Below are 23,911 nucleotides of genomic sequence, written 5' to 3' on the forward strand. Positions count from 1 at the left end.
ACCACCCGGTGTCAGGCGGAGTGCCCGCCGTCCACCGTCAGTTCCGTCCCGGTGACGAACGCCGCGGCCGGGCTCGCCAAGTACGTCACCGCCGCCGCGATCTCCTCCGGAGCCCCGTAGCGCCCCAGCGCCAGGAACCCGCGCTGCGCGTCGGCGTACGGACCATCGGCCGGGTTCATCTCCGTGTCCGTCGGCCCAGGCTGTACGACGTTCGACGTGACCCCACGCCCGCCGAGATCACGCGCCAGCCCCTTGTTCATCCCGACCAGCGCCGACTTGCTCAACGCGTACAGCGTCATGCCCGGCCCGGCGTTCCGCTCCCCGATGCAGCTCCCGACGTGGATCAACCGACCCCCGTCGGCAACCCGCCGGGCAGCCGCCTGCGCCGCGACGTACGCGCCTCGCACGTTGATCCCGATCACCCGATCGATCTCCTCCAGCGCGACGTCGCCGATCATCCCGCTGGTCCCGACCCCGGCGTTGTTCACGAACACGTCCAGTCCGCCGAGCGCATCAACCGCCCGGCCGACCACCTCCTCGACCACCGCGGCGTCCGCCACATCGGCCCGGAACGCGAAGCCCCGCCGCCCGCTCGCCTCGATCCGCTTCACCACCCTCGCGGCCTCGTCGCCGGCGTCCCGGTAGGTGATCGCCACGTCGGCGCCGGCCTCGGCCAGGGCGACCGCGGTGGCGGCGCCGATCCCGCGGCTGCCGCCGGTCACCAGGGCCCGCTTGCCGGTCAGGTCGTTCATCCGAAAGTCCTTCCGTCGTCGTTCGGTACGCCGTCCACTCCACCGCCCGGGACCCGGCGCGGGCTGGCGGGAAAACGGCACCAGGACCTCACGTCGCAAAACCGCCGAACCTCGATGGCGCAAAACCGCTAGAAACTGTCGGTGCGGACCGCGATGCTGGTCTGCGTGTACGAGTGTGTCGAGCGGTGCGTGCGAGCGGTCCAGTCCAAGGACGCGCGGTTCGACGGCTGGTTCTTCACCGCGGTGCTGACCACCAAGATCTACTGCCGCCCGAGCTGCCCGGTGGTCCCGCCGAAGGTCCAGAACATGCGCTTCTACCCGAGCGCCGCCGCGGCCCAGCAGGCCGGGTTCCGCGCCTGCAAGCGGTGCCGCCCGGACGCGAGCCCGGGCTCCCCGGAGTGGAACGATCGCGCCGACCTGGTCGCTCGCGCGATGCGCCTGATCAGCGACGGCGTCGTCGACCGCGACGGCGTACCGGGCCTCGCGACCCAGCTCGGGTACAGCGTCCGCCAGGTGCAGCGTCAGCTCCAGGCCGAGCTCGGCGCCGGTCCGCTCGCGCTGGCGCGGGCGCAGCGCGCGCAGACCGCGCGGATGCTGATCGAGACCAGCGACCTGCAGATGGCCGACGTCGCGTTCGCCTCCGGCTTCTCCAGCGTGCGCACGTTCAACGAGACGGTCCAGGAGGTCTTCGCGCTGTCGCCGAGCGAGCTGCGCGGCCGGGCCAAGCGCGGCGCGCACCCGACCGCCCCCGGCACGATCTCGCTGCGGCTGCCGTTCCGCGCGCCGCTCACGCCGGACAACCTGTTCGGGCACCTGATCGCGACCGGCGTACCGGGGGTGGAGGAGTGGTACGACGGCGCCTACCGCCGTACGCTCCGGCTCCCGCACGGGCACGGCGTCGTCGCGCTGCGACCGATGCCCGACCACATCGCCTGCCAGCTGTCGCTGACCGACCAGCGCGACCTCGCGATCGCGATCAGCCGCTGCCGCCGGATGCTCGACCTGGACGCGGACCCCGTCGCGGTCGATGAACTGCTCGCCGAGGACCCGGTGCTGGCTCCGCTGATCGCGAAGGCGCCGGGGCGGCGGGTGCCGCGGACGGTCGACGGGAACGAGTTCGCGGTCCGGGCGGTGCTCGGGCAGCAGGTTTCGACCGCCGCCGCGCGGACGCACGCGGGGCGCCTCGTGCAGGCGTACGGCGTACCGGTCGAGGATCCGGCCGGTGGGCTGACCCATCTGTTCCCGACGATGGACGCGCTGGCCGGGCTCGACCCGGAGCAGCTCGCGTTCCCGAAGTCCCGGCGTACGACGTTGACGACGCTGGTCGCGACACTCGCGGCCGGCGAGATCGACCTCGGCGCGGGCAGCGACTGGGACCGCGCCCGCGCGCAGCTCGCCGAGCTGCCCGGCATCGGCCCGTGGACGGTCGAGTCGATCGCGATGCGCGCGCTCGGCGACCCGGACGCGTTCGTGGCCAGCGATCTCGGCATCCGGTACGCCGCCCGCGACCTCGGGTTGCCGGAGGCCCCCAAACCCCTGACCGCGCACGCCCGGGCCTGGCGGCCGTGGCGCGCGTACGCCGTGCAGTACCTGTGGGCGACCGGCGACCACGCCATCAACACGATCCCGACGGAGTGAGATGACCGAGCTTTCGACCGAGCGCCTGCTGCTGCGCGGCTGGACCGACGCCGACAAGGAGCCGTTCGCGGCGCTGAACGCGGACCCGGCGGTGATGGAGCACTTCCCGGCCACGATGGCGCCCGCGGACAGCTACGCGATGGTCGACCGGATGATCCGGCAGATGGACGAGTGGGGTTTCGGCCTGTGGGCCGCGGAGGTCCGCGAGACCGGCCGCTTCATCGGCTTCATCGGCCTGTCCCGGCCGAGCTTCGACGCCCACTTCATGCCCGCCGTCGAGATCGGCTGGCGCCTCTCGAAAGATGCCTGGGGCAACGGCTACGCGACCGAGGGCGCCCGCGCCGCCCTGGCCCACGGCTTCGGCCCCGCGGGCCTGGACGAGATCGTCTCCTTCACCGCCACCACCAACCTCCCGTCCCAGCGCGTCATGCAATGCATCGGCATGACCCACGACGAACCCGGCGATTTCGACCACCCCCGCCTCCCGGACGGCCACCGCCTCCAGCGCCACGTCCTCTACCGCATCGCCCGCCCCTGATGCCGTACGCCGTACTCGACAGCCCCATCGGCCACCTCACCCTCGTCGGCTCCACCGCCGGCGAACTGGTCGGCCTCTACATGGAACAACACCGCCACCAGCCGCCGGTGGAAACCTTCGGCGCCCGCGACGACACAATCCTCCCCGCCGTCGCGGCTCAACTCACCGAATACTTCGCCGGCACCCGCACCACCTTCGACGTCCCCCTCGCGCCCGCCGGAACCCCTTTCCAGCAAGAGGTCTGGACCGCGCTCCTGGACATCCCCTACGGCCAAACCACAACGTACGGCGAACTGGCCTTGACCCTGGGCAAGCCTCTGGCCGCCTCCCGAGCCGTAGGCCTCGCCAACGGCAAGAACCCGATCAGCATCATCGTCCCCTGCCACCGAGTCATCGGCTCCTCCGGCAACCTCACCGGCTACGGAGGCGGCCTCCCCCGCAAACAACAACTCCTCGACCTGGAACGCGGCGACGCACTTTTCTGAGGAAAGTGCTCAGTGGGTGAGCACTTATCTGGGTGAGTGTGGAGGCATGGAGAACGCGGCGAAGGTTTCGGACGAGGTTGCTGTGCGGCTTGCCGGTGTGGGGGAGTGGCGGGCTTGGCTGGAGACTCATGGGGAGGTGGAGCGGGCCGTTTGGTTGGTGGTGGGGCGTGGGGGCGGCGGCGTGGTGGATTACCTCGCGGCAGTCGAGCAGGCGTTGTGTTTCGGGTGGGTGGACAGCAAGACCGTGCGGCGGGACGCGGTGACGACGTACCAGTGCTTCACGCCGCGGAATGTTCGGAGTACGTGGAGCAAGGTGAACCGGGAGCGGGTCGCTCGGCTGACGGCGGAGGGGTTGATGGCTCCGGCCGGGATCGCGGTGGTGGAGCGGGCCAAGGCGAGCGGGGTTTGGGATGTGCTGGCGGAGGCGCAGGAGTTGATCGTGCCGGGGGATCTTCGGCGGGAGCTCGACGGGAACGAGGCGGCGGAGAAGCACTTCCGGGCGTTTCCGCCGTCGTCGCGGCGGGTGATCCTGGAGTGGATCGCGCTCGCGAAGCGGCCGGAGACGCGGGCGCGGCGGATTCGGGAGACCGTCGAGCTGGCGGAGATCGGTCGGCGGGCGAATCACCGGACGCCCACCACCCACTAACCCCCTCGCGAGCGCCGCGATCAGCCTGTGCTGAGCGTGGGCGACGGTCGCGGCGGAGGGTTAGTGGGTGGTGGGCGTCCGACACCCACCACTGACCAACCCCCTCGCCAGCCCCGCGATCAGTCGGTGCTGAGCGTCGGCGGCGGCAGAACGCGCGGCTTGGTCAGTGGTGGGTGTTCACCTTCCCGTGTTCGCCGGGTCGTCCAGGCGCTCCTCCGCGGGCCCGCCCGCGGGGATCGCCGGCGGCGGGCTCTTCCGCAGGCCCGACAGCTTCTTCGCGACCGGCTCCGTGTACCGCGCGGCGATCGGCCCGAGGATCACCAAAATCAGCACGTACGCCGTCGCCAGCGGCCCCAGCCGCGGTTCGACACCGACCGCCAACCCCGCGATCACGATCGAGAACTCACCCCGCGCGACCAGCGTCCCACCGGCCCGCCAGCGGCCCGCGGGCTTGATCCCCGCGCGCCTCGCGGCGTACCAGCCGGTGAGGATCTTCGTCAGCCCGGTGAACACCGCGAGCGCCAGCGCGACGCCGATCACCGGCGGGATGTCGCGCGGGTCCGTGCTCAGTCCGAAGAACACGAAGAACACCGCCGCGAACAGGTCCCGCAGCGGGCTCAGCAGGTTCCGCGCGCCGTGCGCGACCTCGCCGGAGAGCGCGATGCCGACCAGGAACGCGCCGACCGCGGCCGAGACCTGCAGCTTCGCCGCGATGCCGGCGACGAGCAGCGTCAGGCCCAGTACGACGAGCAGCAGCATCTCCGGGTTGTCCGAGGAGACCGCGCGGCTGATCATCCGGCCGTACCGGAGCGCGACGAACAGCACGATGCTCACCGTGCCGAGCGAGATCAGCAGCGTGATGCTGCCGCCGGCCAGGCCGACGCCGGCCAGCAGCGCGGTCAGGATCGGTAGGTAGACCGCCATCGACAGGTCCTCGAGGACCAGGATCCCGAGGATCACGGGCGTCTCGCGGTTACCCAACCGACCGAGATCCCCGACGACCTTCGCGATCACCCCCGACGACGAGATCCACGTGACCCCGGCCAGCGCGACCGCCGCGACCGGACCCCAGCCGAGCATCAGCGCGACCGCGGCACCGGGCAGCGCGTTCAGGACGAAGTCGACCACACCCGACAGGTACTGCGTCTTCAGCGTACTGACCAGATCGGCCGCCGTGTACTCCAGGCCGAGCAGCAACAGCAGCAGGATCACGCCGATCTCGGCGCCGGTGGCAACGAACTCCTCACTGGCGTCGAGCGGCAGCAGCCCGCCGTGGCCGAAGGCGAGCCCGGCCAGCAGGTAGAGCGGGATCGGCGAGAAGCCGACCCGGCCGGCGATCCGGCCGAGGATGCCGAGAGCAAGGATCACCGCGCCGAGCTCGATCAGCAGCATCGTCATGTCGTGCACGTCAGCCTCCCGAGATCAGGTCGGCGACGGCGTCCACACCTTCACGGGTGCCGACCACGACCAGCGTGTCGCCGACGGTGAACCGGAAGTCCGGGGTGGGCGACGGCGTCGCGCCGGTCCGCCGCAGTACGGCAACGATCGAGGCGCCGGTCCGGGTCCGGGCCTGGGTGTCACCCAGCGTCCGGCCGGAGTACGGCGACCGCCCGGTGATCGGGATCTGCTCGGTGACCAGATCGATCTCGAGGTCGTTGCGCAGCGGGTCGATCGGGGTCGGGACCAGCAGCTGGGCCAGCGCACCGGCCTCGGCCGGGTCCAGCGGGACCGAGTTCGTGCAGTTGTCGTCGTCGTCGGGGTCGTGGAAGCCCAGGAACCGCCGGCCGTCCTCGTGGACGACGATCGACACGTGCTTGCCGCCCCCGGTGACGAGGTCGTAGCGGGTGCCGATCCCGGGCAGCGTGGTCCGGGTCGGGTGGGCGTGGTCCATCAGCTGGTCCTTCGGCTCGAAAACAGCAATCAGTTGCGACAACCATTCTTTCGCATCCGGTGTTCCGTCGCTGTGACCTGTGCTGCAATCAGGTGCACTGCAACTGGTTGCATAGGTACGCTGATCGCCTTGGAGGTGGTCGCGGTGGCGCTGGAGCACGCGTTGCTGGTCTCGCTCAGCGAGCGGGAGGGATCGGGGTACGAGCTGGCCCGCCGGTTCGACAAGTCGATAGGGTTCTTCTGGGCGGCCACGCACCAGCAGATCTACCGGGTGCTGAAGCGGATGGAAGAGGCCGGCTGGGTCACCCACACCGACGTCGCCCAGGAGGGCCGGCCGGACAAGAAGGTGTACCGGGTCGCTGCCGCGGGCAGCGACGAGCTGACCCGCTGGCTGGCCGAGCCGGTCGAGCCGACGATGCTGCGCGACGAGCTCGGCGTGAAGCTGCGCGGCGCGTCGCTCGGCGACGTGGCCGCCGTACGGCGTGAGGTCGCGCGGCACCGCGACGAGCACGCCGCGCGACTGGCGGCGTACCAGGCGATCGAACGCCGCGACTTCCCGAAGCCGTCGAAGCTGGCGGGGCGGGAGCTGCACCAGTACCTCGTACTGCGGGGAGGCGTTCGCGCCGAGCAGTCGTTCACGGAGTGGTGCGACGAGGTCCTCGAAGCCCTGCGAAAGGAAGGCCCCCGATGAGCTACCCAAACCTGTTGGCACCTCTCGAGGTGGGTCAGGTCACGCTGCCCAACCGGGTGATCATGGGCTCGATGCACACCGGGCTCGAGGACCGGGCCCGCGACCTGCCGAAGCTCGCCGCGTACTTCGCCGAGCGCGCCCGCGGCGGCGTCGGCCTGATCGTCACCGGCGGCTACGCGCCGAACCGGACCGGCTGGCTGACCCCGTTCGGCTCGCGGCTGACGTCTCGCCGTCAGGCGCGCAAGCACCGCGTGGTCACCGACGCCGTGCACGCCGAGGGCGGCCGGATCGCGCTCCAGATCCTGCACGCGGGTCGCTATGCGTACCACCCGTTCAGCGTCTCGGCGTCGGGCCTGAAGGCGCCGATCAACCCGTTCAAACCGCGCGCGCTGACCGACCGGGGCGTCGAGCGCCAGATCAGCGCGTACGTGCGCTGCGCGGCGCTCGCGCAGGAGGCCGGGTACGACGGCGTCGAGATCATGGGCTCCGAGGGCTACTTCATCAACCAGTTCCTTGCCGAGCGCACCAATCGGCGTACGGACCGGTGGGGCGGTACGCCGGAGAACCGCCGCCGGCTCGCCGTCGAGATCGTCCGCCGGACCCGCGAGCGGGTCGGCCCGTCGTTCCTGATCGTCTTCCGGCTGTCGATGGCCGATCTCGTCGAGGGCGGCCAGACCTGGGGCGAAGTTGTAGCCCTGGGCAAGGAGATCGAGGCGGCCGGAGCGTCGATCATCAACACCGGCATCGGCTGGCACGAGGCCCGCGTCCCGACCATCGTCACCTCGGTCCCGCGCGCGGCGTTCACCTCCGTCACCGCCGCCTTCCGCCCGCACGTCACGATCCCGGTCGTCACGTCGAACCGGATCAACCTGCCGCAGGTCGCCGAGGAGGTCCTCGCCCGCGGCGACGCCGACCTGGTCAGCCTGGCCCGCCCGTTCCTGGCCGACCCCGATTGGGTGCTCAAGGCAACGGAATCGCGCGCCGACGAGATCAACGTCTGCATCGCCTGCAACCAGGCCTGCCTCGACCACGTGTTCGCCAAGAAACCGGCCAGCTGCATGGTCAACCCGCGCGCGGCCCGCGAGACCGAGCTCGTGCTGCTGCCGACCCGGCGTACGAAGAAGATCGCGGTGGTCGGCGCCGGCCCGGCCGGTCTCTCGGCAGCGGTCACGGCCGCCGAACGCGGCCACACCGTCGAGCTCTTCGAGGCCGACGCCGAGATCGGCGGCCAGTTCGGCATCGCCCGCCAGATCCCCGGCAAGGAGGAGTTCGCCGAGACGATCCGCTACTACCGCCGCCGCCTCGACCTCACTGGCGTCAAACTCCACCTCAACCACCGAGCCACCGCCGACGATCTGGCAGGCTTCGACGAGATCGTCCTGGCGACCGGCGTCACCCCGCGCATCCCCGTGATCCCCGGCATCGACCACCCCAAGGTCATCACGTACGCCGACCTCATCCGCGGCAAGGGTTCGGCCGGGCAGTCGGTAGCCGTCATCGGCGCCGGCGGCATCGGCGTCGACGTCACGGAGTACCTGACCACCCCGCACTCACCCACCCTCGACCTCGCCGCCTGGCGCGCCGAGTGGGGCGTCGGTGACCCGGTCGTCGACCGCGCCGGCCTGATCCCCGCGACCCCCGAGCCGTCGGACCGCGAGATCTACCTCCTGCAACGCAAACCCGGCCGCATCGGCACCGGCCTCGGCAAAACCACCGGCTGGGTCCACCGAGCGACGCTGAAGAACAAACAAATCACCCAGCTGCGCGCCGTCAACTACGAGCGCATCGACGACGCCGGCCTGCACATCACCTTCGGCGAGAAACACGAAAACCCCCGCACCCTCCCCGTCGACACCATCGTCCTGTGCGCCGGCCAGGAGTCGGTCAACGACCTCGCAGCACTCGCCCACCCGTCGATCCACGTCATCGGCGGCGCCGACGTAGCCGCCGAGCTGGACGCAAAACGCGCAATAGAACAAGGCACCCGCCTGGCCGCCAAGCTGTAAGAGCAAAGACAAGAGCAAAGACAAGAGCAAAGACAAGAGCAAAGACAAGAGCAAAGACAAGAGCAAAGACAAGAGCAAAGACAAGAGCAAAGACAAGAGAGGGTGCTCTGGTTGCTGCCGTCTTCCGGGTGAGAGGTCGCCTGTTGGTTGGGGTGACTCGCTCGACCGGGTCGACTGGAAGCTCGGGTGGTTCGGCACTCCGGACAGAGTCGCGGCGGTAGCCGCGGTGCGGCAACGAATCACCTCAGTCGCTCACCAGCTCTGGAATCGGCGGTTGTGGCGGCCGACCTTCAGAGGCTGCTCGAGTGCTGTAGAGCACGCCTCTCGCCGGTAGCCTGCGCCGGTGAGATTTGAGATTGCAGCGGGGAACTACCAGTTCTATCTACAGGATCTGCCTGCGCACGATGCGTGGATGCAGGGCGCTGCGACAGATCCTGATCTGCCGCCGGCGGGCTGGACGGATGAGGCGTTGCACTGGCACCGGATCGGGCTCGAGTCGCACTCGGTTGCGGTAGGGACTGCGCGGGCGGACGTCATCGAGGGATTCATCGCACTCCACCCGGCTGCCCTGACGACAGAGGCGGCTGCTGAGCATGCCGTGGAGGCTGATCTCGATGTCCCAGGCGGCGAGCTCACGCTGTCCAGCCCGTCGGTGTACGACGGCCCGACCTTGCCGTGCCGGCTGGGCTGCTCCGGGCTCGGGTCTCGTACCTGCCGCTGCCGAAGGTCCCCGACGAGGACGGCGACCCTGGTGACTATTTCTTCTACCGGATTGATCTGTGGCCGGTTGAGCAACCGGCCGAGCTGGTCGTGCTGCGCCAGGGAGCTCACCCCTGGGCGGGCTGAAACACCCTTGGCGTGAAGGCTTGATCACGTTCTGCGAAGCTGACATCGGTGGTTAGGTAAGGCTATCCTGCGGCCATGCGAGAGTCGGTGGGGCTGACGGGCGCCGGGTTGCGGCTGGGGTACCACGGGCGGTTGGTGGTGGACGACGCCGGGCTCGGGATCGTGCCGGCGGCGGTGACGGCGCTGGTGGGGCCGAACGGGAGTGGGAAGTCGACGCTGCTGCGGGCGATGGCGCGGTTGCACAAGCCCGACGCGGGGACCGTGCGGTTCGCGGACGGGGAGGACGCGCTGGCGCTCTCGCAGAAGGAGTTCGCGCGGAAGGTGACGCTGCTCTCGCAGTCGCGGCCGACGCCGAACGGGGTGAGTGTGCGCGACGTCGTCGGTTATGGCCGGCACCCGTACCGCGGGCGGTGGCGCAGCGACGACCCGGACGGGAATGCGGCGATCGAGCACGCGATGGACGTCACCGGGGTCACCGCGATGGCTGAGCGGGCCGTCGACGAGCTGTCCGGTGGTGAGCTGCAGCGGGTCTGGCTGGCCACCTGTCTGGCGCAGGACACCGGTGTCCTGCTGCTCGACGAGCCGACCACCTTTCTCGACCTGCGCTACCAGATCGAGATCCTCGACCTGATGCGCGATCTCGCCGACGAGCACGGGGTGGCCGTCGGCGTCGTACTGCACGACCTGAACCAGGCGGCCGACGTGGCCGACCGGATCGTCCTGCTCGACCAGGGCCGGGTCCGGGCGACCGGTACGCCGGCCGAGGTCCTGCAGGCGGCGGCGTTGACCGAGACCTACGGGATCCGGATCGACGTCAGCACCGACCCGGCCACCGGGCGGATCAGCACCCAGCCGGTCGGCAGGCACCTGCACCGGCACGTCCTTCAAAACCACATCTGAGGTCCCGATGAGAAGAGTCACCGTCCTGGCCGCGAGCCTGCTGCTCGCGCTGACCGCCTGCGGCACGAGCGAGCCGGCGGCCGAGCCGCAGGCGGACAGCTCCGCCGCCGCCCAGCCGGTCTCGGTCACCGACGCCCGGAACAAGAAGATCGACCTGCCCAAGCCCGCGACCAAGGTCGTCGGCCTGGAGTGGGGCGTGATCGAGAACCTGATCACGCTCGGCGTGCAGCCGGTCGGCGTCGCCGACGTGAAGGGCTACACGACCTGGGTGACCGCGGCCAAGCTCGACGCCGGGGTCAAGGACGTCGGGACCCGCGGTGAGTCCAGCGTCGACGCGATCGTTGCCCTGAACCCCGATCTCATCATCACCACCACCGACGAGTCGGCCAGCACCATCGCGCAGATGGAGAAGGCCGCGCCGGTGCTCGTCGTCCGGGGTGCGGACGCCAAGAACGCGATCCCGCAGATGAAGAAGAACCTGGAGCTGGTCGGCGCCGCGATCGGCAAGTCCGAGGAGGCCACCGAGGCGAACGCCGCCTTCGACCAGGCCGTTGCCGACGGCAAGAAGAAGATCGCCGACGCGGGCAAGGCCGGCGAGGGCTTCACGATGGCCGACGGCTACAAGGAAGGCAGCACGATCTCGATCCGGATGTTCACCACCGGCTCGCTGCTCGGCGCGGTCGCGGTCGAGCTCGGCCTGAAGAACAACTGGACCGGCTCCGGCGACCCCGACTACGGCCTGGCGCAGACCGACATCGAGGGGCTGACCAAGCTCGGCGACGGCAGCTTCCTCTACATCGCCTCGACCAGCGACGGCGGTGACGTGTTCGGCGGCGACCTGTCGAAGAACGCGATCTGGAAGAACCTGCCGTTCGTGAAGTCCAACAGCGTGCACCGCCTGTCCGACGGGATCTGGATGTTCGGCGGGCCGAAGTCGACCGAGCAGTTCATCGACGCCACGGTGCAGGCAGTCACCTCTTGACCCAGCTGACCACCGAGCGGCCGCAGGTCGCCGAGGCCCTCCAGCCGGTACGACGGATCCGCGTCGCCGGGGTGTTCGTGATCGCCCTGGCCGCGGTCGTCGTACTGGCCGGGGTGCACATCACCCAGGGCACCTCGTCGGTCGGCGCCGGGGACCTGCTCCGGCTGGTGATCGGCCAGGGCACCGACAACTCGGCGAACGTGCTGATCGCGTCGCGGCTGCCGCGGCTGCTGGCCGGCGTACTGGTCGGGCTCGCGCTCGGCGTCGCCGGTGCGGGGCTGCAGTCGCTGGCCCGGAACCCGCTCGCCTCGCCGGACACCCTCGGCGTCAACGCGGGCGCGTACCTGGCGGTCGTGGTGGTCGCCGCGTTCGGGATCAACCTGCCGGTGCTGCCGGCGGGCGGGGTCGCGTTCGCGGGCGGGCTGGCGGCCGCCGTACTGGTGCTTGCGCTGTCGGCCGGTGGTACGTCGGGGCCGACGCTGCTGATCCTCGCCGGGTCGGCGGTGGCGATGGCGTTGTCCGGGGTGACGACGCTGCTGATGCTGCTGCGCCGCGAGGAGACGGTCGGCACGTTCGCGTGGGGGGCCGGGACGCTCGTCCAGACCGATCTCGACGCGGTCGGGCAGATGACGCCGATCGTCGTGGTGTCGCTGGTCGCCGCGCTGTGGCTGGCGTCGCGGCTCGACATCCTCTCGCTCGGCGACGACACCGCTTCGGTGCTGGGAGTTCGCGTACGCCGTACGCGGGTGCTGATCACGCTCGTCACCGTCATGCTTTCGGCGGCCGCTGTCACGGTCGCCGGGCCGGTCGGCTTCGTCGGACTGGTGGCGCCGGTGCTCGTGCGGCTCGTCGCGCCGCTGGTGCCCGGGCTGATGCGGCACCGGGTCCTGCTGCCGCTGTCCGGGCTCGCCGGGATCCTGGTGGTGCTCGCGGCCGACGTCGTACTGCGCGCTGTGCTCGGTGGGCAAGCCGGCGTGGAGATCCCGACCGGCATCATGACGATGCTCGTCGGCGCGATCGTGCTGGTCTGGCTCGCGCGGCGGTACCGCGACTCCGGCCCGAGCCGTACGCCGGCCAGCGCGTCGTCCGGGCTGCGGAGCCGGCGTACGTTCGTGATCGTCGTCGTGGTGCTGTCCGTGCTGCTCGTCGCCGCGCTGGTGCTGGCGATGCTCGCGGGCGACGCGTTCCTTCGCACGGGCGACATCGTGAACTGGGTCAACGGCCGCTCCGGCCGGGCGATCACGTTCGTGCTGGACCAGCGGTTCCCGCGGGTGCTGTCGGCGGTGCTGTGCGGCGCCGCGCTGGCGATCGCCGGCGCGACCGTCCAGGCGGTCTGCCGCAACCCGCTGGCCGAACCCGGCATCCTCGGCATCACCGGCGGCGCCGGAGTCGGCGCCGTCGTCACGCTGATGCTGGTCCCCGCGGCCGGCATCTGGCTCCTGTCCGGCGTCGCCTCCGCGGCCGCGCTGGGCACCTTCGCGCTGGTCTACCTGGTCTCCTGGAGGGGTGGGCTCAGTTCGGACCGGCTGGTGCTGATCGGGGTCGGCGTCTCCTCGGCGACGACCGCGGTCATCACCTTCGTCATCGTCTACACCGACCCGTGGAACATCTCGATGGCGATGACGTGGCTGTCCGGCAGCACGTACGGGCGGACGCTGCCGCAGGTGATCCCGGTGACGGCGGCGCTGCTCGTGCTGACGCCGGTGGTCGTGCTCGCTCGGCGCGAGCTCGACCTGCTGTCGCTGGACGACGATGTGCCGCGGATCCTCGGGGTCCGGCTGGAGCGGACACGGTTGCTGGCGCTGGCTGCTTCGGCGCTGCTGACCTCGGCGGCGGTGTCGGCGATCGGGGTGGTCGGTTTCGTGGGTCTGGTCGCGCCGCATGCCGCGCGAGCGCTGGTCGGCGGGCGACACTCGCGGCTGCTGCCGGTCGCGGCGCTGCTTGGCGCGGTACTGGTTTCTGTGGCCGACTCGTTGGGGCGCACGTTGCTGGCGCCGGCCCAGATCCCCGCGGGGCTGCTGACCGCGATGATCGGGGCGCCGTACTTCGTGTACCTGCTGTGGAGAACTCGCACGACTAAGCTGTGAGGTCCTTCTAGGCTTGGTGCATGGACCTTGCCTCGGCGCTGCGGCTGGTGGTGCGGGATCTCGAGCGGACCGGTGGGCTGACGCTGCGGGTGTCGGACGAGCCGGTGAGCGCGGATCCGGCGTACGAGTCGGTGGTGCTGTTGTCGGCGCAGTGGCCTGCGCGGACGGGTTTGCTGGCGCCTCGGGAGATGAGTGGGGCCGAGCTGGTGCAGCATGTGGCGGATCAGGTGCAGGAGTTTGTGGTGGAGGAGCTGTGGCTGGCTGGGTTGTCGACCAGTTGGCCGGAGTGTGGGGAGCACCCGGGGGCGCATCCGGTGGAGGCGCGGGTCGTCGAGGACAGCGCGGTGTGGGTGTGCCCGAAGTCGGGGCGGGGTGTGGCCGCGGTCGGGGAGCTTGGGTGAGGTAGGGCGCGGGCGGTACGGCGTACCGGTGGTCAGGTCGCCTTGGCGGCGGCCTTCTTGGCCTGCTTGTACTCGCGGACCTTCAGGAGGGAGTCGGCGTCGACGACGTCGGCGACCGAGCGGTAGCCGTCGAGGGCGTAGTCGCCGGCGGCGGCCTCCCAGCCGGTGGGCTTGATGCCGAGTTGCTTGGCGAGGAGGGCGACGAAGATCTGCGCCTTCTGCTTGCCGAAGCCGGGGAGTTCCTGGACGCGCTTGAGGAGTTCCTTGCCGGTGTCCGGTTCGGTCCACAGGCGGGTGACGTCGCCGTCGTACTTGGACTCGATCAGCGCCGCGAGCTCCTGCAGGCGGGCCGACATCGAGCCGGGGAAGCGGTGGATCGCCGGGGGAGTGCTGCAGAGCGCCTTGAACTCCTCGGGGTCAGCGGCGGCGATCGCTGCCGGGTCGAGGTTGCCGAAGCGGCTGAGGACCTTGTAGCCGCCGCGGAAGGCGTGCTCCATGCCGTACTGCTGGTCGAGCATCATGCCGACCAGGACGGCGAACGGGTACTGGTCGAGGACCTTGTCGGCCTCGGGTTCGTTGGCGATCTGGAAGCCCATGAGGCCATGGTCGCATGCATCCTTCCCGCCCGAGCCCGAGGGCGGGCACACTGGGAGCTCCAGGTGGCCTGATTCTCGGAGGTTCTGATGAGCGAGCCTGACTACACGCGGCTGCCGGACCCGATCCGCCTCGAGGACACGGTCAGCACGCACCCGGGGACGCCGGTGCTGGATCCTGACGGTGGGCGGAACGTGGAGCAGGACATCGCGACGGGGGTTGTGGGCGGCTGAGTTTCGTTCGTACGGCGTACAGGTCGGCGGGCATGCGGCCGGGGAGGTCGGCTGTGGTTGAGGCCGCTGCGGCCGGAAGGCGGTGTTGGAGGTAGGTGCGCTTTAGTACCCCGGCCGGGAGCGCCGGGTAGTACGGCGCGGGCAGCGCCAGGGGTGCCACCGCCCTGTGCGTGCGGGTTAACCCGTGGATCTCGGCCGGTTTCCCGTGGGCGCGGGAGGGCGGGCCTATGCTCGGCTGGGCGGCTACGGGAGGGGTTTGGGTGGATATTCGGGATCTGGACCGGCGGGCTGGTGCGGTGCTGGGGGAAGTGGTGATGCAGGTTCGGGCTGAGCAGCTCTGGTTTCCGACGCCTTGTCCGGACTGGACTGTGCGCGGGCTGTTGCGGCACATCGTGAGTGACAACGAGGGGTTTGCGGCTGCGGCGGCGAACGGGTCGGCTCCGGTGCAGACCTGGAACGGTGGGCGGCTGGGGGACAACCCGGCCGGTGCCTACCGGCGGTCGAACGTGAAGGTGGCGGAGGCGTTCGCTGATGGTGGGGCGCTGGATCGGCCGATCGAGGTGCGGGAGTTCGGGACGTTTCCGCGGCGGGTGGCGCTGACGTTTCACCAGCTCGACTGTGTGGTGCACGCGTGGGATCTGGCGCGGGCGATCGACGTGCCGTACGAGCCGCCGGTGGACATGGTGGAGATGGCGCTCAGTCTCGCGCGGCGGATTCCGGACACCGAGGGGAGCCGGGGGCCGGGGGCTGCGTTCGATCGGGCAGTCAAGGTGCCTGGTGAGGCCGGCGACTTCGAGACGTTGCTGGCGTTGCTCGGGCGCAACCCGGACTGGGTCTCACCGCTCGACTGAGGCTGACGTGACCACCCCGCTGGTGTGGAAGCGGTTGCGGTACGCGCCGGGGCTGATGCCGAGGACTCGGGTGAACGCCCTCCGCAGCGTCTCGGCGGTCCCCAGGCCCGTACGCCGGGCGATCACGTCCAGCGGATCCGTCGTCGCCTCGAGCAGGTGCTGCGCCGCCTCGACCCGGACCTTCTCGACGAAGCGGCCGGGCGTCGTACCGACCTCGTCGTTGAACAGCCGCGTCAGATGCCGCTCGCTGACGCCGGCCCGTGAAGCGAGCGCGGTCAGGCTGTGGTCCCCAGCGGGATCCACAGTGATCGAGTCGAGCACACCCCGCACCAGCTCGTGCCGCGCCTGACCAGCGCTCAGCCGCACGCTGAACTGCGACTGACCACCAGGCCGCTGCAAGAACACCACCAGATGCTTGGCGACCAGCCGCGCCACAGCAGATCCGAGATCGGCCTCGACGAGCGCCAACGCCAGATCGATCCCCGACGTCACTCCCGCTGACGTGATGACCGGCCCGTCCTGGACGAAGATCGCGTCGCTGTCCACCCGTACGGCGGGAAACCGCAGCGCGAGCTGGTCCGCGAGCTCCCAGTGCGTCGTCGCCCGGCGCCCGTCGAGCAACCCCGCCGCCGCCAGAGCGAACGCCCCAGCACAAACGGACGCCGTCCGCGCGGACTGAGCCGAGAGCGCCCGGATCGAAGCCAGCAACCCCGCATCGCTGATCGTGTGCAACCAGTTCGGCCCACCCGGCACCACCAGCGTCGCACCCCGCGCGTCCACGTCCGCCAGGCTCACGTCGACGCCCAGCCGCGTCCCGGTGTTGGCGACCACGTCGCGACCGTCCGGCGAAGCGATCACCGACCGGTACGCCCCGCCGCCCTGCTCGTTGGCGACGGCGAAGACCTCCAGCGGCCCGGTCACGTCGAGCAGCCGGACCCCGTCGTACACGACCACCACGACAACGCGTTCCACCCCAGCAGTATGCGTGTCCGGATCCGTGGGCGACCCGTCCGGATCGCCCGTACGCCGGACGCCCGCGCCGCGTCACGCTGGAGGAAACCGATCGAAGAAGGAGGCTGACCACAGTGATCGCAGGAATCGAGATCCCGGACAGCAAGCTCGCCACCGCGGCGACCGAGCTGGTTCGCGACGTGACCGACGACCTGGTGTACGACCACTCGCGCCGGGTGTACCTGTTCGGCGCGCTGCACGGCCGCGACCTGAGCTACGACCCGGAGCTGCTGTACGTCGGGGCGATGTTCCACGACCTCGGCCTGACCGCCGGGTACCGCGATTCCCAGCAGCGGTTCGAGATCGACGGCGCCGACGCGGCCGCCGACTTCCTGCGCGGCAACGGCATCGCCGACGCCGACGTCCAGGCGGTCTGGACGGCGATCGCGCTGCACACGACGCCCGAGGTCCCGCTGCACATGCAGCCGGAGATCGCGCTGGTCACCCGCGGTGTCGAGGCCGATGTGCTCGGGCTCGGCCTGGACCGGATCACCGCCGCCGAGCGCGCCGAGATCGTTGCCGCGCACCCGCGTCCGGACTTCAAGAACCGGATCCTGCACGCGTTCACCGCGGGCATCGAGCACCGCCCGGCGACCACCTTCGGCAACGTGAAGGCCGACGTGCTCGACCGGTTCGTACCGGGGTTCGAGCGGACGAACTTCGTCGACGTCATCCTCGGCTCGGAGTGGCCGGAGTGAGGTAGTCACGCAGCTCGATCGCGTCCGGTTGGTCCGCGGCGGCCTTGGCCAGCACGCCGCGGAACGGCCGGGACGTCATCGTCGCGGTCATCAGGTCCCGGGCGCGGATCCCGAGCGCGGTCCTCGGCATCGCCATCGCGATCCCGCCCGGCGGCAGGGCGCTGCGCTGTACGACGTACTCGCGCATCACGTCCTGGTACGCCGGGAACGCGCGTCGATGATCGTTGCTCGCGGCAAGCTCCCCGGCGAGCACGTAGGCGCCGACCAGCGACATCGCCGTCCCGTGCCCGGCCAGCGGCGACCCGCAGTACCCGGCGTCGCCGAGCAGCACGACCCGGCCGCGCGACCACTCGGGGACGACGACCCGGCTGGTGCTGTCGAGGTAGAAGTCGTCGGCGGCGTCCATCCCGTCGAGCACCTCTCGGGTGTACCAGCCGGCGCCTCGAAAGACCTTGCGCAGCAACGCTTTCTGCGCCGGGATGTCGTGCCGGTCGAAGGCGAGCTCCGGCGACCGGAAGCTGAGCAACGCCCGCACGAACCGCGGATCGTGATCCGGCCGCAGCCCCACCCACCGGCCCCCGGGCGCGGTGTGCACCTTCATCCACCCGTCGAGGTCCTCCGGCGCTCGCATCGTGAAGTACGACCCGTACCCGCCGAGGTGCTGCACGAACTCGCTCTCCGGCCCGAACGCGAGCGCCCGCACCCGCGAGTGCACCCCGTCCGCGCCGACGACGAGATCGAAGTCCCGCACGGTCCCGCTCCGGAACGTCGCCCGTACGCCGTCCGCCGACTGCGCCAGCGCGGCGATCGAGTCGCCGTACAGGTACTCGACGTCCGGCGTCGCCGCGAGCAGGATCGCGGACAGGTCGCCGCGCAGGATCTCGATCTCGGCGACCGGCCCGGCGCCGTCGAGCAGCTCGGCCGGGAGCGCCGCGGCCCGCTTGCCGTTGGCGCGGACGTAGGCCATTCCCTTCTCGTGCAGCCGCCGCGCCTTGACGGCGGGCATCAGGCCCATCCGCTCGACGACGTCCCGCGCGACGCCGCGGACGTCGACGGTCTGCCCGCCCGACCGCGGCGCGGCCGCGAGCTCGATGACGGTCGGCGTGAACCCGGCGCGCTGCAGCCAGTACGCGAGGGCCGGCCCGGCGATCCCGGCGCCGCTGATCAGTACCTTCATGGTGTCTCCCGGGGGTAGTGCGCTGTACGGTGTACGCAGCACGATGCCGGAGCGGTCGAGTCGGCGTCCACGTGCACTAGGGCACCCCTGAGGAGGGCGGATGACGGCGCCGTACCAGCAGATCGCCGCCGCGCTGCGGCTGCGGATCAGCACCGGCGAGCTCGGGCGCGGTGCGCGCGTCCCGTCGACGCGCGAGCTGATGCGCGAGTACGGCGTCGCGATGGCGACCGCGACGAAGGCGCTCACGACGCTGCAGTCCGAAGGGCTCGTGCACGCGCGGCCCGGCGTCGGTACGGTCGTCGGGCAGGCCCGGCGGACGGCGGCCCGGGCCGGCGAACCGGCGCTCGGCCGCGACGAGGTGGTCCGGGTCGCGATCGCGCTCGCCGACACTGAGGGGCTCGCCGCGCTGTCGATGCGGCGGATCGCGAGCGAGCTTGGTGTGTCGACGATGGGGCTCTATCGCCACGTCGGCGGCAAGGACGCGCTGGTGCTGCAGATGGTCGACCGGGCGCTCGCGGACTTCCCGCTGCCGTCCGACGAACCAGCGGGCTGGCGGGCGGCGATCGAGGCCGCCGCGCGGCTGCAGTGGTCGGCGTACCGGAAGCACCTGTGGCTCGCGGGGGCGGTGACGATCGGGCGGCCGCAGCTGCTGCCGAGTCTGCTGTCGCACACCGACGTCGTCCTGCGGGCTGTCGGGAGCTTCGGCGTCGATCCGAGTACGGCGATGTACGCCGCGATCACGGTCTTCGGGTACGTGCGCGGGGTCGCGCTCAACCTCGAGGCCGAAGCGCTGGCCGAGCAGGACACCGGGATGACCGCGGACGAGTGGGCCGGTGAGCAAGCGGAGCGGCTCGCCGTACTGGCTGGTGGGCTGGCGGGGTTCCGGGCGCTGGGGGAGGAGTTCGACTTCGACTTCGATCTGGACCAGTTGTTCGAGTTCGGATTGCAACTGGTGCTCGACGGGCTGGGCGCGCGCCTCGAACCGGTACGGGCGCGGCTACGCTGAGTGTCGTCGACCGAAGGGTGGAGGTGGCGATGGATCCGGTGTTCGCGCCGGGCGTGCCGATCGCGGTACGCCGGTTGTTCGAGCGCAGGCCCGAGCTGTTTGTGCCCGCCGGTCAGCCGCGGCCGAAGCGCAGTACGTCGTGGTCGGAGGCGCCCGGCAACACCTTCGGCACGATGCTGGTCTGGCTCGCGGTCTGCGTCGGCGGGTGGACGCTCGCGGTGATCGTCCTGGCGCTCGCGCTGCCGACCGACGTCGCGGCGTGGGCCGCGGTGTCACTCGCTGTCGTCGCGGTGGTCGCGACCGGCGGGATCGTGGTGCGGTCGGTGGTCGAGGACGGCGGGCGCAAGCAGGTCCGGCAGCAGCACGGGAAGTACCTGCTGGCCGAGGACTTCGACGAGCCGTCGGGCAAGCTGCTCGGGCGGGCGCAGCGGGCCGTGAAAACGGTGCTGGGGGCAACGGTCACCCAGCGCGGGCTGCTCGACGAGATGCAGAACGAGCTGGTCCTGCCGGAGCAGCTGTGGGACATCGGGCAGGTGCTGCACGAGCAGTCCGTCCTGCGGGCGCGGCAGCAGGAGGTCGCGCGCGGGATGGCGACGGCGGAGCTGGAGGCGGTGCTCGGTCCGCAGCGTCGGGCGCTGTCGCGGTCGGTCGATGCGATCAAGCGGAAGGTCGAGCTGCTGGAACAGTACGCCGACCGGGTGCGCTCCGCGGACGCCGCGCTGCGCGCCGAGGCGGCGCTGGAGGACGGCGACCGCTACATCGAGCTGCTCGCCCGGACGGAACCGGCCGGGGACACGGCGCTGGTCCAGGGATTCTCGGACGAAGCGGCCGCGCTGAAGGACACGTTCACCAGGTCGATCAACGCGGCCCGAGACGCCGGCCGCACGCTGGCGCTCCCCGAGTAAACTGCGTTGAATGACGCGCACTGTGATTGTTGCCGGGGGCACCGGTGGGCTGGGTGGGGCGGTGACGGCCGAGCTGCTGGCCGGCGGGTGGCGGGTCGTCGTACCGGGTCGGAGTGAGGAGTCGCTCGCGGCGCTCGGGGCGAACGAACGACTCGCTCCGGTGCTCGCGGATCTGTCCGACCCGGCCGGTGCGGCCGATGTCGTCGCGCTGGCGACCTCCGACGAGTCCGCGCCGCTGCACGCGCTGGTGAACCTCGTCGGCGGGTTCGACTCCGGCAAGCGCGTCCACGAGACGCCGGTCGAGGACTTCGAGCGGCAGCTGACGCTCAACCTGCGCCCGCTCTACCTGATCACCCAGGTCGCCGTCCCGCACCTGATCGCGAACGGCGGCGGCGCGATCGTCTGTACGTCGAGCCAGACCGCGCTCAAACCGTTCCCCGGCGCGGCCGGCTACATCACCTCGAAGGCCGGCGTGATCGCCTTCGCCGACGCCCTCGCCGTCGAGTACGCCGCCGACCACATCCGGGTGAACACGATCCTGCCCGGCACCATCGACACCCCCGCCAACCGCGCGTCCCGCCCGAACGCCGACACCACCCACTGGACCCCGCCGAGCCGGATCGCCAAGGCGATCCACTTCCTGGTCGACTCCGACGCGATCACCGGAGCTCACATCCCGATGTGAGCGGAGCGAGCAAGCTCCCCCGGCCCCCGGGCTCCCGGCCCCCGGGCTCCCGGCCCCCGGGCTCCCGTCCCCCGGGCTCCCGTCCCCCGGGCTCCCGTCCCCCGGGCTCCCGGTCCCCGGGCTCCCGTCCCCCGCTCTTCTTCTCCACCCGCGCCCGAAGGGCGCGGGTTCAGCTCCGCGAGTCGATCAGCAACTGGATCCCGTCCAGGATCCGGTCCAACCCGAACCGGAACGCGTGGTCCGAATCCATCGCCGCCTGGAACTGCTCACCCGCCGCCGTCCCCACCCGCCCGGCGACCGGAAAACGATCGGCCAGCCCAGCCATGTACCGATCGAGCAGTGGCCCAGTCGTCAGCCACCACTCCTCATCGGTCAGCCCGGTCTCCTGCTGCGTCCGCTGATGCTCCGCGGCTCCCCGCGCCGTCCCCTGCACATGCGTGAGGACGAGCGTGAGCGCCGAGTCCATCTCGACGTCACTCAGCCCCGACCCGTCCAGCGGGCGCAGCTCGGCCTCGTACTTGAGCGTGATGTTCGGCCCGAGCGCGCTCCGGATCGCCGGCACCTCGTGGATCCAGGGATGCGCCATCAGCACCTCCCAGTTCCGCAGCGCGACGAACTCCATCCCCGCCCGCCATCCGCTCTGCCGTGCCGGCTCGTCGACGTCGGCGTACAGGTCGGCGTACACGCTGTCGAACATCAGGTCGGTCAGTTCGCCCTTGCCCGGGACGTGCGTGTAGAGCGACATCGTCCCGGCCTTGAGCTGCTCGGCGACCATCCGCATCGAGACCGCCTCCAGCCCGTTGGCGTCGGCGAGCCCGATGGCCGCGTCGACGATCGCGCGCACGGTCAGCCCGGAGCGCCCGGGTTTGCTGTGGCTGCCCCAGAGCAGGGCCAGACTGCGCGCCGGATCGGGCGCCGCGGACTTCTTTGCACTCACCGGGAACAAACTCCAACCGCTCGTCGTTGACCCGATCGTACCTGAGTCGTACGGTGTACGGTACGCCGTACCAAAACCGTACGGAACAACTCGAGAACGAGGTGGAAGTGACTGCAGAACGCGTGATCGTCGCCGACGACGTGCGCAAGAACTACCCCGGCGGCACCGAGGGGGCGGGCCTGAACGGGTTCGACCTCGAGGTGGCGGCCGGGTCGGTGGTGGGACTGCTCGGCCCGAACGGAGCCGGCAAGACCACCGCGGTCCGGATCCTGTCCACGCTGCTCGACCTGGACTCCGGCGTCGCGACCGTCGCCGGGTACGACGTAAGCCGCCAGGGCCAGGAGGTCCGGAAACGGATCGGCCTGGTCGGCCAGTACGCCGCGGTCGACGAGATCCTCACCGGCCGCCAGAACCTGGTGCTGTTCGGCCGCCTCAACCACCTCTCCCGCAGGGCGGCCGCGCAGCGCGCCGACGAGCTGCTCGACCGCTTCGCCCTGCACGACGCCGCGGACCAGGCCGCGAGCAAGTACTCCGGCGGCATGCGCCGGCGCCTCGACCTGGCCGCCAGCCTGATCGTCGCCCCGGCGCTGCTGTTCGTCGACGAGCCGACCACCGGGCTCGACCCGGCCGGGCGGCGCGAGGTCTGGTCCGCGGTCCGCGACCTGGTCCGGGCCGGTACGACGGTGCTGCTGACCACGCAGTACCTGGAGGAGGCCGACCAGCTCGCCGACCGGATCTCGATGCTCAAGGCGGGCAAGGTCGTTGCCGAGGGCACCCCGGACCAGCTGAAGGCGCAGCTCGGTGGCGACTGGCTGGACCTGGTCCTGGCCGACCCCGACGACGTGCCGGTGGTGCTCGGGCTGGTCGAGCGGCTGGCCGAGGGGGAGATCCGGGTCGACGACCTGACCGTCAGCGTCCCGGTGAAGGACCGCACGAGAGCACTCGTCGACGTGGCGACCGCGCTGCGCGACGTACGGATCGAACCGGAGGACATCACGCTGAGACGCCCGACGCTGGACGAGGTCTTCCTGCACCTGACCGGAGCGGAGGTGGCGGCATGAGGTGGGCGCTCGCCGACGGCTGGACGATCGCGCTGCGCACGCTGACGCACTGGCGCAACCAGCCCGGACTGGTGATCTTCGGCTGGTTCTTCCCGGTGCTGATGCTGCTGATGTTCGGCGCGCTGCTCGGCGGTGCGATCGAGATGCCGGGCGGCGAGTCGTACTACGAGCTGCTGGTGCCGGGGATCTTCACGCTGGCGATGCTGTTCGGGCTCGAAGGCACGATGACCGCGATCACCACCGACGCGGCGAAGGGGGTGACCGACCGGTTCCGGTCGCTGCCGATGAGCTCGGCGGCCGTCGTCCTGGGCCGGTGCATCGCGGACATGCTCGACTCGGCGGTCACGCTGGTGGTCCTGGCCGGCACCGGGCTCGCGCTCGGCTGGCGCTGGCACGGATCGCCGCTCGAGGCGCTGGCGGCGTTCGGGCTGCTCCTGCTGCTGCGGTTCGCGCTGCTCTGGGTCGGGATCTTCATCGGGTTGTCGGTGCGCAACGCGGAGTCGATCACCGTGATCCAGGTGGCGATCTGGCCGATCGGGTTCCTGTCCAGCGCGTTCGTGAACACCGCGACGATGCCGGACTGGCTCGGCGCGGTCTCGCAGTGGAACCCGATGTCGTCGACCGCGACCGCGGCCCGCGACCTGTTCGGGAACCCGGGCGGATCGGCCGGATCGTGGATCGGTGAGCACGCGCTCGCCGGTGCGGTGATCTGGCCGCTACTCCTGGTGGTCGTGTTCCTGCCGCTGTCGGCCCGCAAGTTCCGGAACCTGTCCCGCTAGACCCCCGCGGGTGGCACGTGAGCCAGTAGACTTTTCCCGAGGTAAACCGATCGTCCCCGCCCAACGTCTCTACCAGTGTGCGACCTGGGTACCTGCTTCCCAGGTCACGGGG

General features: G+C 70.8%; 26 protein-coding genes. 19 read left to right on the forward strand and 7 right to left on the reverse strand.

Annotated elements, in window-relative coordinates; all coding sequences use genetic code 11:
* Window positions 1-11: 11 nt before the first annotated feature.
* On the reverse strand, window positions 12-752 hold the full coding sequence (locus tag ACZ6Z4_RS22100; RefSeq protein ID WP_465567475.1) for an SDR family NAD(P)-dependent oxidoreductase: 741 nt from the start codon (window positions 750-752) through the stop codon (window positions 12-14).
* Between the two features lie 141 nt (window positions 753-893).
* Between ACZ6Z4_RS22100 and ACZ6Z4_RS22105 the strand changes: the two genes are divergently transcribed.
* From ACZ6Z4_RS22105 to ACZ6Z4_RS22120, 4 genes are read left to right on the forward strand one after another with little or no spacing between them, the layout of a single operon-like run.
* Window positions 894-2,390 carry an AlkA N-terminal domain-containing protein gene (locus ACZ6Z4_RS22105; RefSeq protein WP_465567478.1) on the forward strand — a complete coding sequence of 499 codons (1,497 nt, stop codon included), beginning with the start codon at window positions 894-896 and terminating at the stop codon, window positions 2,388-2,390.
* Window position 2,391: 1 nt separating this feature from the next.
* The gene (locus tag ACZ6Z4_RS22110) at window positions 2,392-2,928 is read left to right on the forward strand and encodes a GNAT family N-acetyltransferase (RefSeq protein WP_465567482.1); all 537 of its coding nucleotides are present in this window, start codon (window positions 2,392-2,394) and stop codon (window positions 2,926-2,928) included.
* Window positions 2,928-3,413 carry a methylated-DNA--[protein]-cysteine S-methyltransferase gene (locus ACZ6Z4_RS22115; RefSeq protein WP_465567485.1) on the forward strand — a complete coding sequence of 162 codons (486 nt, stop codon included), beginning with the start codon at window positions 2,928-2,930 and terminating at the stop codon, window positions 3,411-3,413. Before ACZ6Z4_RS22110 ends, ACZ6Z4_RS22115 begins: the two co-directional genes overlap by 1 nt.
* A 46-nt stretch (window positions 3,414-3,459) precedes the next feature.
* Window positions 3,460-4,059 carry a YdeI/OmpD-associated family protein gene (locus ACZ6Z4_RS22120; RefSeq protein ID WP_465567487.1) on the forward strand — a complete coding sequence of 200 codons (600 nt, stop codon included), beginning with the start codon at window positions 3,460-3,462 and terminating at the stop codon, window positions 4,057-4,059.
* 177 nt (window positions 4,060-4,236) lie between these two features.
* On the opposite strand, the gene ACZ6Z4_RS22125 is transcribed toward ACZ6Z4_RS22120, so the two are convergent.
* Window positions 4,237-5,457 (reverse strand): cation:proton antiporter, encoded by a 1,221-nt coding sequence (locus tag ACZ6Z4_RS22125; protein ID WP_465567492.1) that lies wholly within the window; start codon window positions 5,455-5,457, stop codon window positions 4,237-4,239.
* 10 nt (window positions 5,458-5,467) lie between these two features.
* Entirely contained in the window at window positions 5,468-5,950 is a 483-nt protein-coding gene (locus tag ACZ6Z4_RS22130; protein ID WP_363665733.1) for a cation:proton antiporter regulatory subunit, read from the reverse strand.
* 135 nt (window positions 5,951-6,085) lie between these two features.
* Here ACZ6Z4_RS22130 and ACZ6Z4_RS22135 point away from each other — a divergent pair, with 135 nt between their 5' ends.
* The 7 genes from ACZ6Z4_RS22135 (at window position 6,086) to ACZ6Z4_RS22165 (ending at window position 13,862) form a co-directional block, all read left to right on the forward strand.
* Window positions 6,086-6,640: a PadR family transcriptional regulator gene (locus tag ACZ6Z4_RS22135; RefSeq protein WP_465569253.1), complete on the forward strand. Its 555-nt coding sequence runs from the start codon at window positions 6,086-6,088 to the stop codon at window positions 6,638-6,640.
* On the forward strand, window positions 6,637-8,646 hold the full coding sequence (locus tag ACZ6Z4_RS22140; RefSeq protein ID WP_465567496.1) for an oxidoreductase: 2,010 nt from the start codon (window positions 6,637-6,639) through the stop codon (window positions 8,644-8,646). The genes ACZ6Z4_RS22135 and ACZ6Z4_RS22140 overlap by 4 nt, the downstream gene beginning before the upstream one ends.
* A 675-nt stretch (window positions 8,647-9,321) precedes the next feature.
* Window positions 9,322-9,492, forward strand: coding sequence for a hypothetical protein (locus tag ACZ6Z4_RS22145; protein WP_465567499.1), 171 nt, complete (start codon window positions 9,322-9,324; stop codon window positions 9,490-9,492).
* Between the two features lie 75 nt (window positions 9,493-9,567).
* Complete coding sequence (locus ACZ6Z4_RS22150; RefSeq protein WP_465567502.1) at window positions 9,568-10,392, forward strand: ABC transporter ATP-binding protein; 825 nt, start codon at window positions 9,568-9,570, stop codon at window positions 10,390-10,392.
* A 7-nt stretch (window positions 10,393-10,399) separates the two neighbouring features.
* Window positions 10,400-11,374 (forward strand): ABC transporter substrate-binding protein, encoded by a 975-nt coding sequence (locus ACZ6Z4_RS22155; RefSeq protein ID WP_465567505.1) that lies wholly within the window; start codon window positions 10,400-10,402, stop codon window positions 11,372-11,374.
* A complete protein-coding gene (locus ACZ6Z4_RS22160; RefSeq protein WP_465567508.1) occupies window positions 11,371-13,461 on the forward strand; it encodes an iron ABC transporter permease in 2,091 nt (696 codons plus the stop codon). Before ACZ6Z4_RS22155 ends, ACZ6Z4_RS22160 begins: the two co-directional genes overlap by 4 nt.
* Before the next feature lie 20 nt (window positions 13,462-13,481).
* On the forward strand, window positions 13,482-13,862 hold the full coding sequence (locus ACZ6Z4_RS22165) for a hypothetical protein (protein ID WP_465567511.1): 381 nt from the start codon (window positions 13,482-13,484) through the stop codon (window positions 13,860-13,862).
* Between the two features lie 32 nt (window positions 13,863-13,894).
* Here ACZ6Z4_RS22165 and ACZ6Z4_RS22170 read toward each other — a convergent pair whose 3' ends face one another.
* Window positions 13,895-14,458 carry an HhH-GPD-type base excision DNA repair protein gene (locus ACZ6Z4_RS22170; protein WP_465567514.1) on the reverse strand — a complete coding sequence of 188 codons (564 nt, stop codon included), beginning with the start codon at window positions 14,456-14,458 and terminating at the stop codon, window positions 13,895-13,897.
* Between the two features lie 87 nt (window positions 14,459-14,545).
* Between ACZ6Z4_RS22170 and ACZ6Z4_RS22175 the strand changes: the two genes are divergently transcribed.
* Window positions 14,546-14,689: a hypothetical protein gene (locus tag ACZ6Z4_RS22175; RefSeq protein WP_465567519.1), complete on the forward strand. Its 144-nt coding sequence runs from the start codon at window positions 14,546-14,548 to the stop codon at window positions 14,687-14,689.
* 260 nt (window positions 14,690-14,949) lie between these two features.
* On the forward strand, window positions 14,950-15,540 hold the full coding sequence (locus tag ACZ6Z4_RS22180) for a TIGR03086 family metal-binding protein (protein WP_363665715.1): 591 nt from the start codon (window positions 14,950-14,952) through the stop codon (window positions 15,538-15,540).
* On the opposite strand, the gene ACZ6Z4_RS22185 is transcribed toward ACZ6Z4_RS22180, so the two are convergent.
* On the reverse strand, window positions 15,526-16,512 hold the full coding sequence (locus ACZ6Z4_RS22185; protein WP_465567523.1) for a GlxA family transcriptional regulator: 987 nt from the start codon (window positions 16,510-16,512) through the stop codon (window positions 15,526-15,528). The genes ACZ6Z4_RS22180 and ACZ6Z4_RS22185 overlap by 15 nt on opposite strands.
* Before the next feature lie 113 nt (window positions 16,513-16,625).
* Between ACZ6Z4_RS22185 and ACZ6Z4_RS22190 the strand changes: the two genes are divergently transcribed.
* On the forward strand, window positions 16,626-17,249 hold the full coding sequence (locus ACZ6Z4_RS22190) for an HD domain-containing protein (RefSeq protein WP_465567526.1): 624 nt from the start codon (window positions 16,626-16,628) through the stop codon (window positions 17,247-17,249).
* Here ACZ6Z4_RS22190 and ACZ6Z4_RS22195 read toward each other — a convergent pair.
* On the reverse strand, window positions 17,221-18,426 hold the full coding sequence (locus ACZ6Z4_RS22195; RefSeq protein WP_465567529.1) for an FAD-dependent monooxygenase: 1,206 nt from the start codon (window positions 18,424-18,426) through the stop codon (window positions 17,221-17,223). The genes ACZ6Z4_RS22190 and ACZ6Z4_RS22195 overlap by 29 nt on opposite strands.
* 100 nt (window positions 18,427-18,526) lie before the next feature.
* Between ACZ6Z4_RS22195 and ACZ6Z4_RS22200 the strand changes: the two genes are divergently transcribed.
* The 3 genes from ACZ6Z4_RS22200 to ACZ6Z4_RS22210 are packed head-to-tail and all read left to right on the forward strand — an operon-like array spanning window position 18,527 to window position 21,022.
* The gene (locus ACZ6Z4_RS22200; protein WP_465567532.1) at window positions 18,527-19,432 is read left to right on the forward strand and encodes a GntR family transcriptional regulator; all 906 of its coding nucleotides are present in this window, start codon (window positions 18,527-18,529) and stop codon (window positions 19,430-19,432) included.
* Between the two features lie 29 nt (window positions 19,433-19,461).
* On the forward strand, window positions 19,462-20,337 hold the full coding sequence (locus ACZ6Z4_RS22205) for a hypothetical protein (RefSeq protein ID WP_465567535.1): 876 nt from the start codon (window positions 19,462-19,464) through the stop codon (window positions 20,335-20,337).
* A gap of 10 nt (window positions 20,338-20,347) precedes the next feature.
* Window positions 20,348-21,022, forward strand: coding sequence for an SDR family NAD(P)-dependent oxidoreductase (locus ACZ6Z4_RS22210; RefSeq protein WP_465567538.1), 675 nt, complete (start codon window positions 20,348-20,350; stop codon window positions 21,020-21,022).
* A 169-nt stretch (window positions 21,023-21,191) separates the two neighbouring features.
* Here the strand turns inward: ACZ6Z4_RS22210 and ACZ6Z4_RS22215 are convergent, their stop codons facing one another.
* On the reverse strand, window positions 21,192-21,959 hold the full coding sequence (locus ACZ6Z4_RS22215; RefSeq protein WP_465567541.1) for a TetR/AcrR family transcriptional regulator: 768 nt from the start codon (window positions 21,957-21,959) through the stop codon (window positions 21,192-21,194).
* Between the two features lie 107 nt (window positions 21,960-22,066).
* Here ACZ6Z4_RS22215 and ACZ6Z4_RS22220 point away from each other — a divergent pair, with 107 nt between their 5' ends.
* Both ACZ6Z4_RS22220 and ACZ6Z4_RS22225 read left to right on the forward strand, forming a co-directional pair.
* Entirely contained in the window at window positions 22,067-23,020 is a 954-nt protein-coding gene (locus ACZ6Z4_RS22220) for an ATP-binding cassette domain-containing protein (protein ID WP_465567544.1), read from the forward strand.
* Window positions 23,017-23,799: an ABC transporter permease gene (locus tag ACZ6Z4_RS22225; protein WP_465567547.1), complete on the forward strand. Its 783-nt coding sequence runs from the start codon at window positions 23,017-23,019 to the stop codon at window positions 23,797-23,799. Before ACZ6Z4_RS22220 ends, ACZ6Z4_RS22225 begins: the two co-directional genes overlap by 4 nt.
* Window positions 23,800-23,911: the final 112 nt, after the last annotated feature.

The sequence above is a fragment of the Kribbella sp. NPDC104740 genome (assembly GCF_055583505.1).

What these genes read in the sequence shown, in the direction of transcription:
- ACZ6Z4_RS22170 (WP_465567514.1), bottom strand. Translation starts at nt 14,458, where the DNA reads ATGGGCTTCCAGATCGCCAACGAACCCGAGGCCGACAAGGTCCTCGAC.
- ACZ6Z4_RS22120 (WP_465567487.1), top strand. Translation starts at nt 3,460, where the DNA reads ATGGAGAACGCGGCGAAGGTTTCGGACGAGGTTGCTGTGCGGCTTGCC.
- ACZ6Z4_RS22210 (WP_465567538.1), top strand. Translation starts at nt 20,348, where the DNA reads ATGACGCGCACTGTGATTGTTGCCGGGGGCACCGGTGGGCTGGGTGGG.
- ACZ6Z4_RS22155 (WP_465567505.1), top strand. Translation starts at nt 10,400, where the DNA reads ATGAGAAGAGTCACCGTCCTGGCCGCGAGCCTGCTGCTCGCGCTGACC.
- ACZ6Z4_RS22225 (WP_465567547.1), top strand. Translation starts at nt 23,017, where the DNA reads ATGAGGTGGGCGCTCGCCGACGGCTGGACGATCGCGCTGCGCACGCTG.
- ACZ6Z4_RS22150 (WP_465567502.1), top strand. Translation starts at nt 9,568, where the DNA reads ATGCGAGAGTCGGTGGGGCTGACGGGCGCCGGGTTGCGGCTGGGGTAC.
- ACZ6Z4_RS22200 (WP_465567532.1), top strand. Translation starts at nt 18,527, where the DNA reads ATGACGGCGCCGTACCAGCAGATCGCCGCCGCGCTGCGGCTGCGGATC.
- ACZ6Z4_RS22140 (WP_465567496.1), top strand. Translation starts at nt 6,637, where the DNA reads ATGAGCTACCCAAACCTGTTGGCACCTCTCGAGGTGGGTCAGGTCACG.
- ACZ6Z4_RS22115 (WP_465567485.1), top strand. Translation starts at nt 2,928, where the DNA reads ATGCCGTACGCCGTACTCGACAGCCCCATCGGCCACCTCACCCTCGTC.
- ACZ6Z4_RS22125 (WP_465567492.1), bottom strand. Translation starts at nt 5,457, where the DNA reads ATGACGATGCTGCTGATCGAGCTCGGCGCGGTGATCCTTGCTCTCGGC.
- ACZ6Z4_RS22130 (WP_363665733.1), bottom strand. Translation starts at nt 5,950, where the DNA reads ATGGACCACGCCCACCCGACCCGGACCACGCTGCCCGGGATCGGCACC.
- ACZ6Z4_RS22175 (WP_465567519.1), top strand. Translation starts at nt 14,546, where the DNA reads ATGAGCGAGCCTGACTACACGCGGCTGCCGGACCCGATCCGCCTCGAG.
- ACZ6Z4_RS22195 (WP_465567529.1), bottom strand. Translation starts at nt 18,426, where the DNA reads ATGAAGGTACTGATCAGCGGCGCCGGGATCGCCGGGCCGGCCCTCGCG.
- ACZ6Z4_RS22110 (WP_465567482.1), top strand. Translation starts at nt 2,392, where the DNA reads ATGACCGAGCTTTCGACCGAGCGCCTGCTGCTGCGCGGCTGGACCGAC.
- ACZ6Z4_RS22100 (WP_465567475.1), bottom strand. Translation starts at nt 752, where the DNA reads ATGAACGACCTGACCGGCAAGCGGGCCCTGGTGACCGGCGGCAGCCGC.
- ACZ6Z4_RS22165 (WP_465567511.1), top strand. Translation starts at nt 13,482, where the DNA reads ATGGACCTTGCCTCGGCGCTGCGGCTGGTGGTGCGGGATCTCGAGCGG.
- ACZ6Z4_RS22205 (WP_465567535.1), top strand. Translation starts at nt 19,462, where the DNA reads ATGGATCCGGTGTTCGCGCCGGGCGTGCCGATCGCGGTACGCCGGTTG.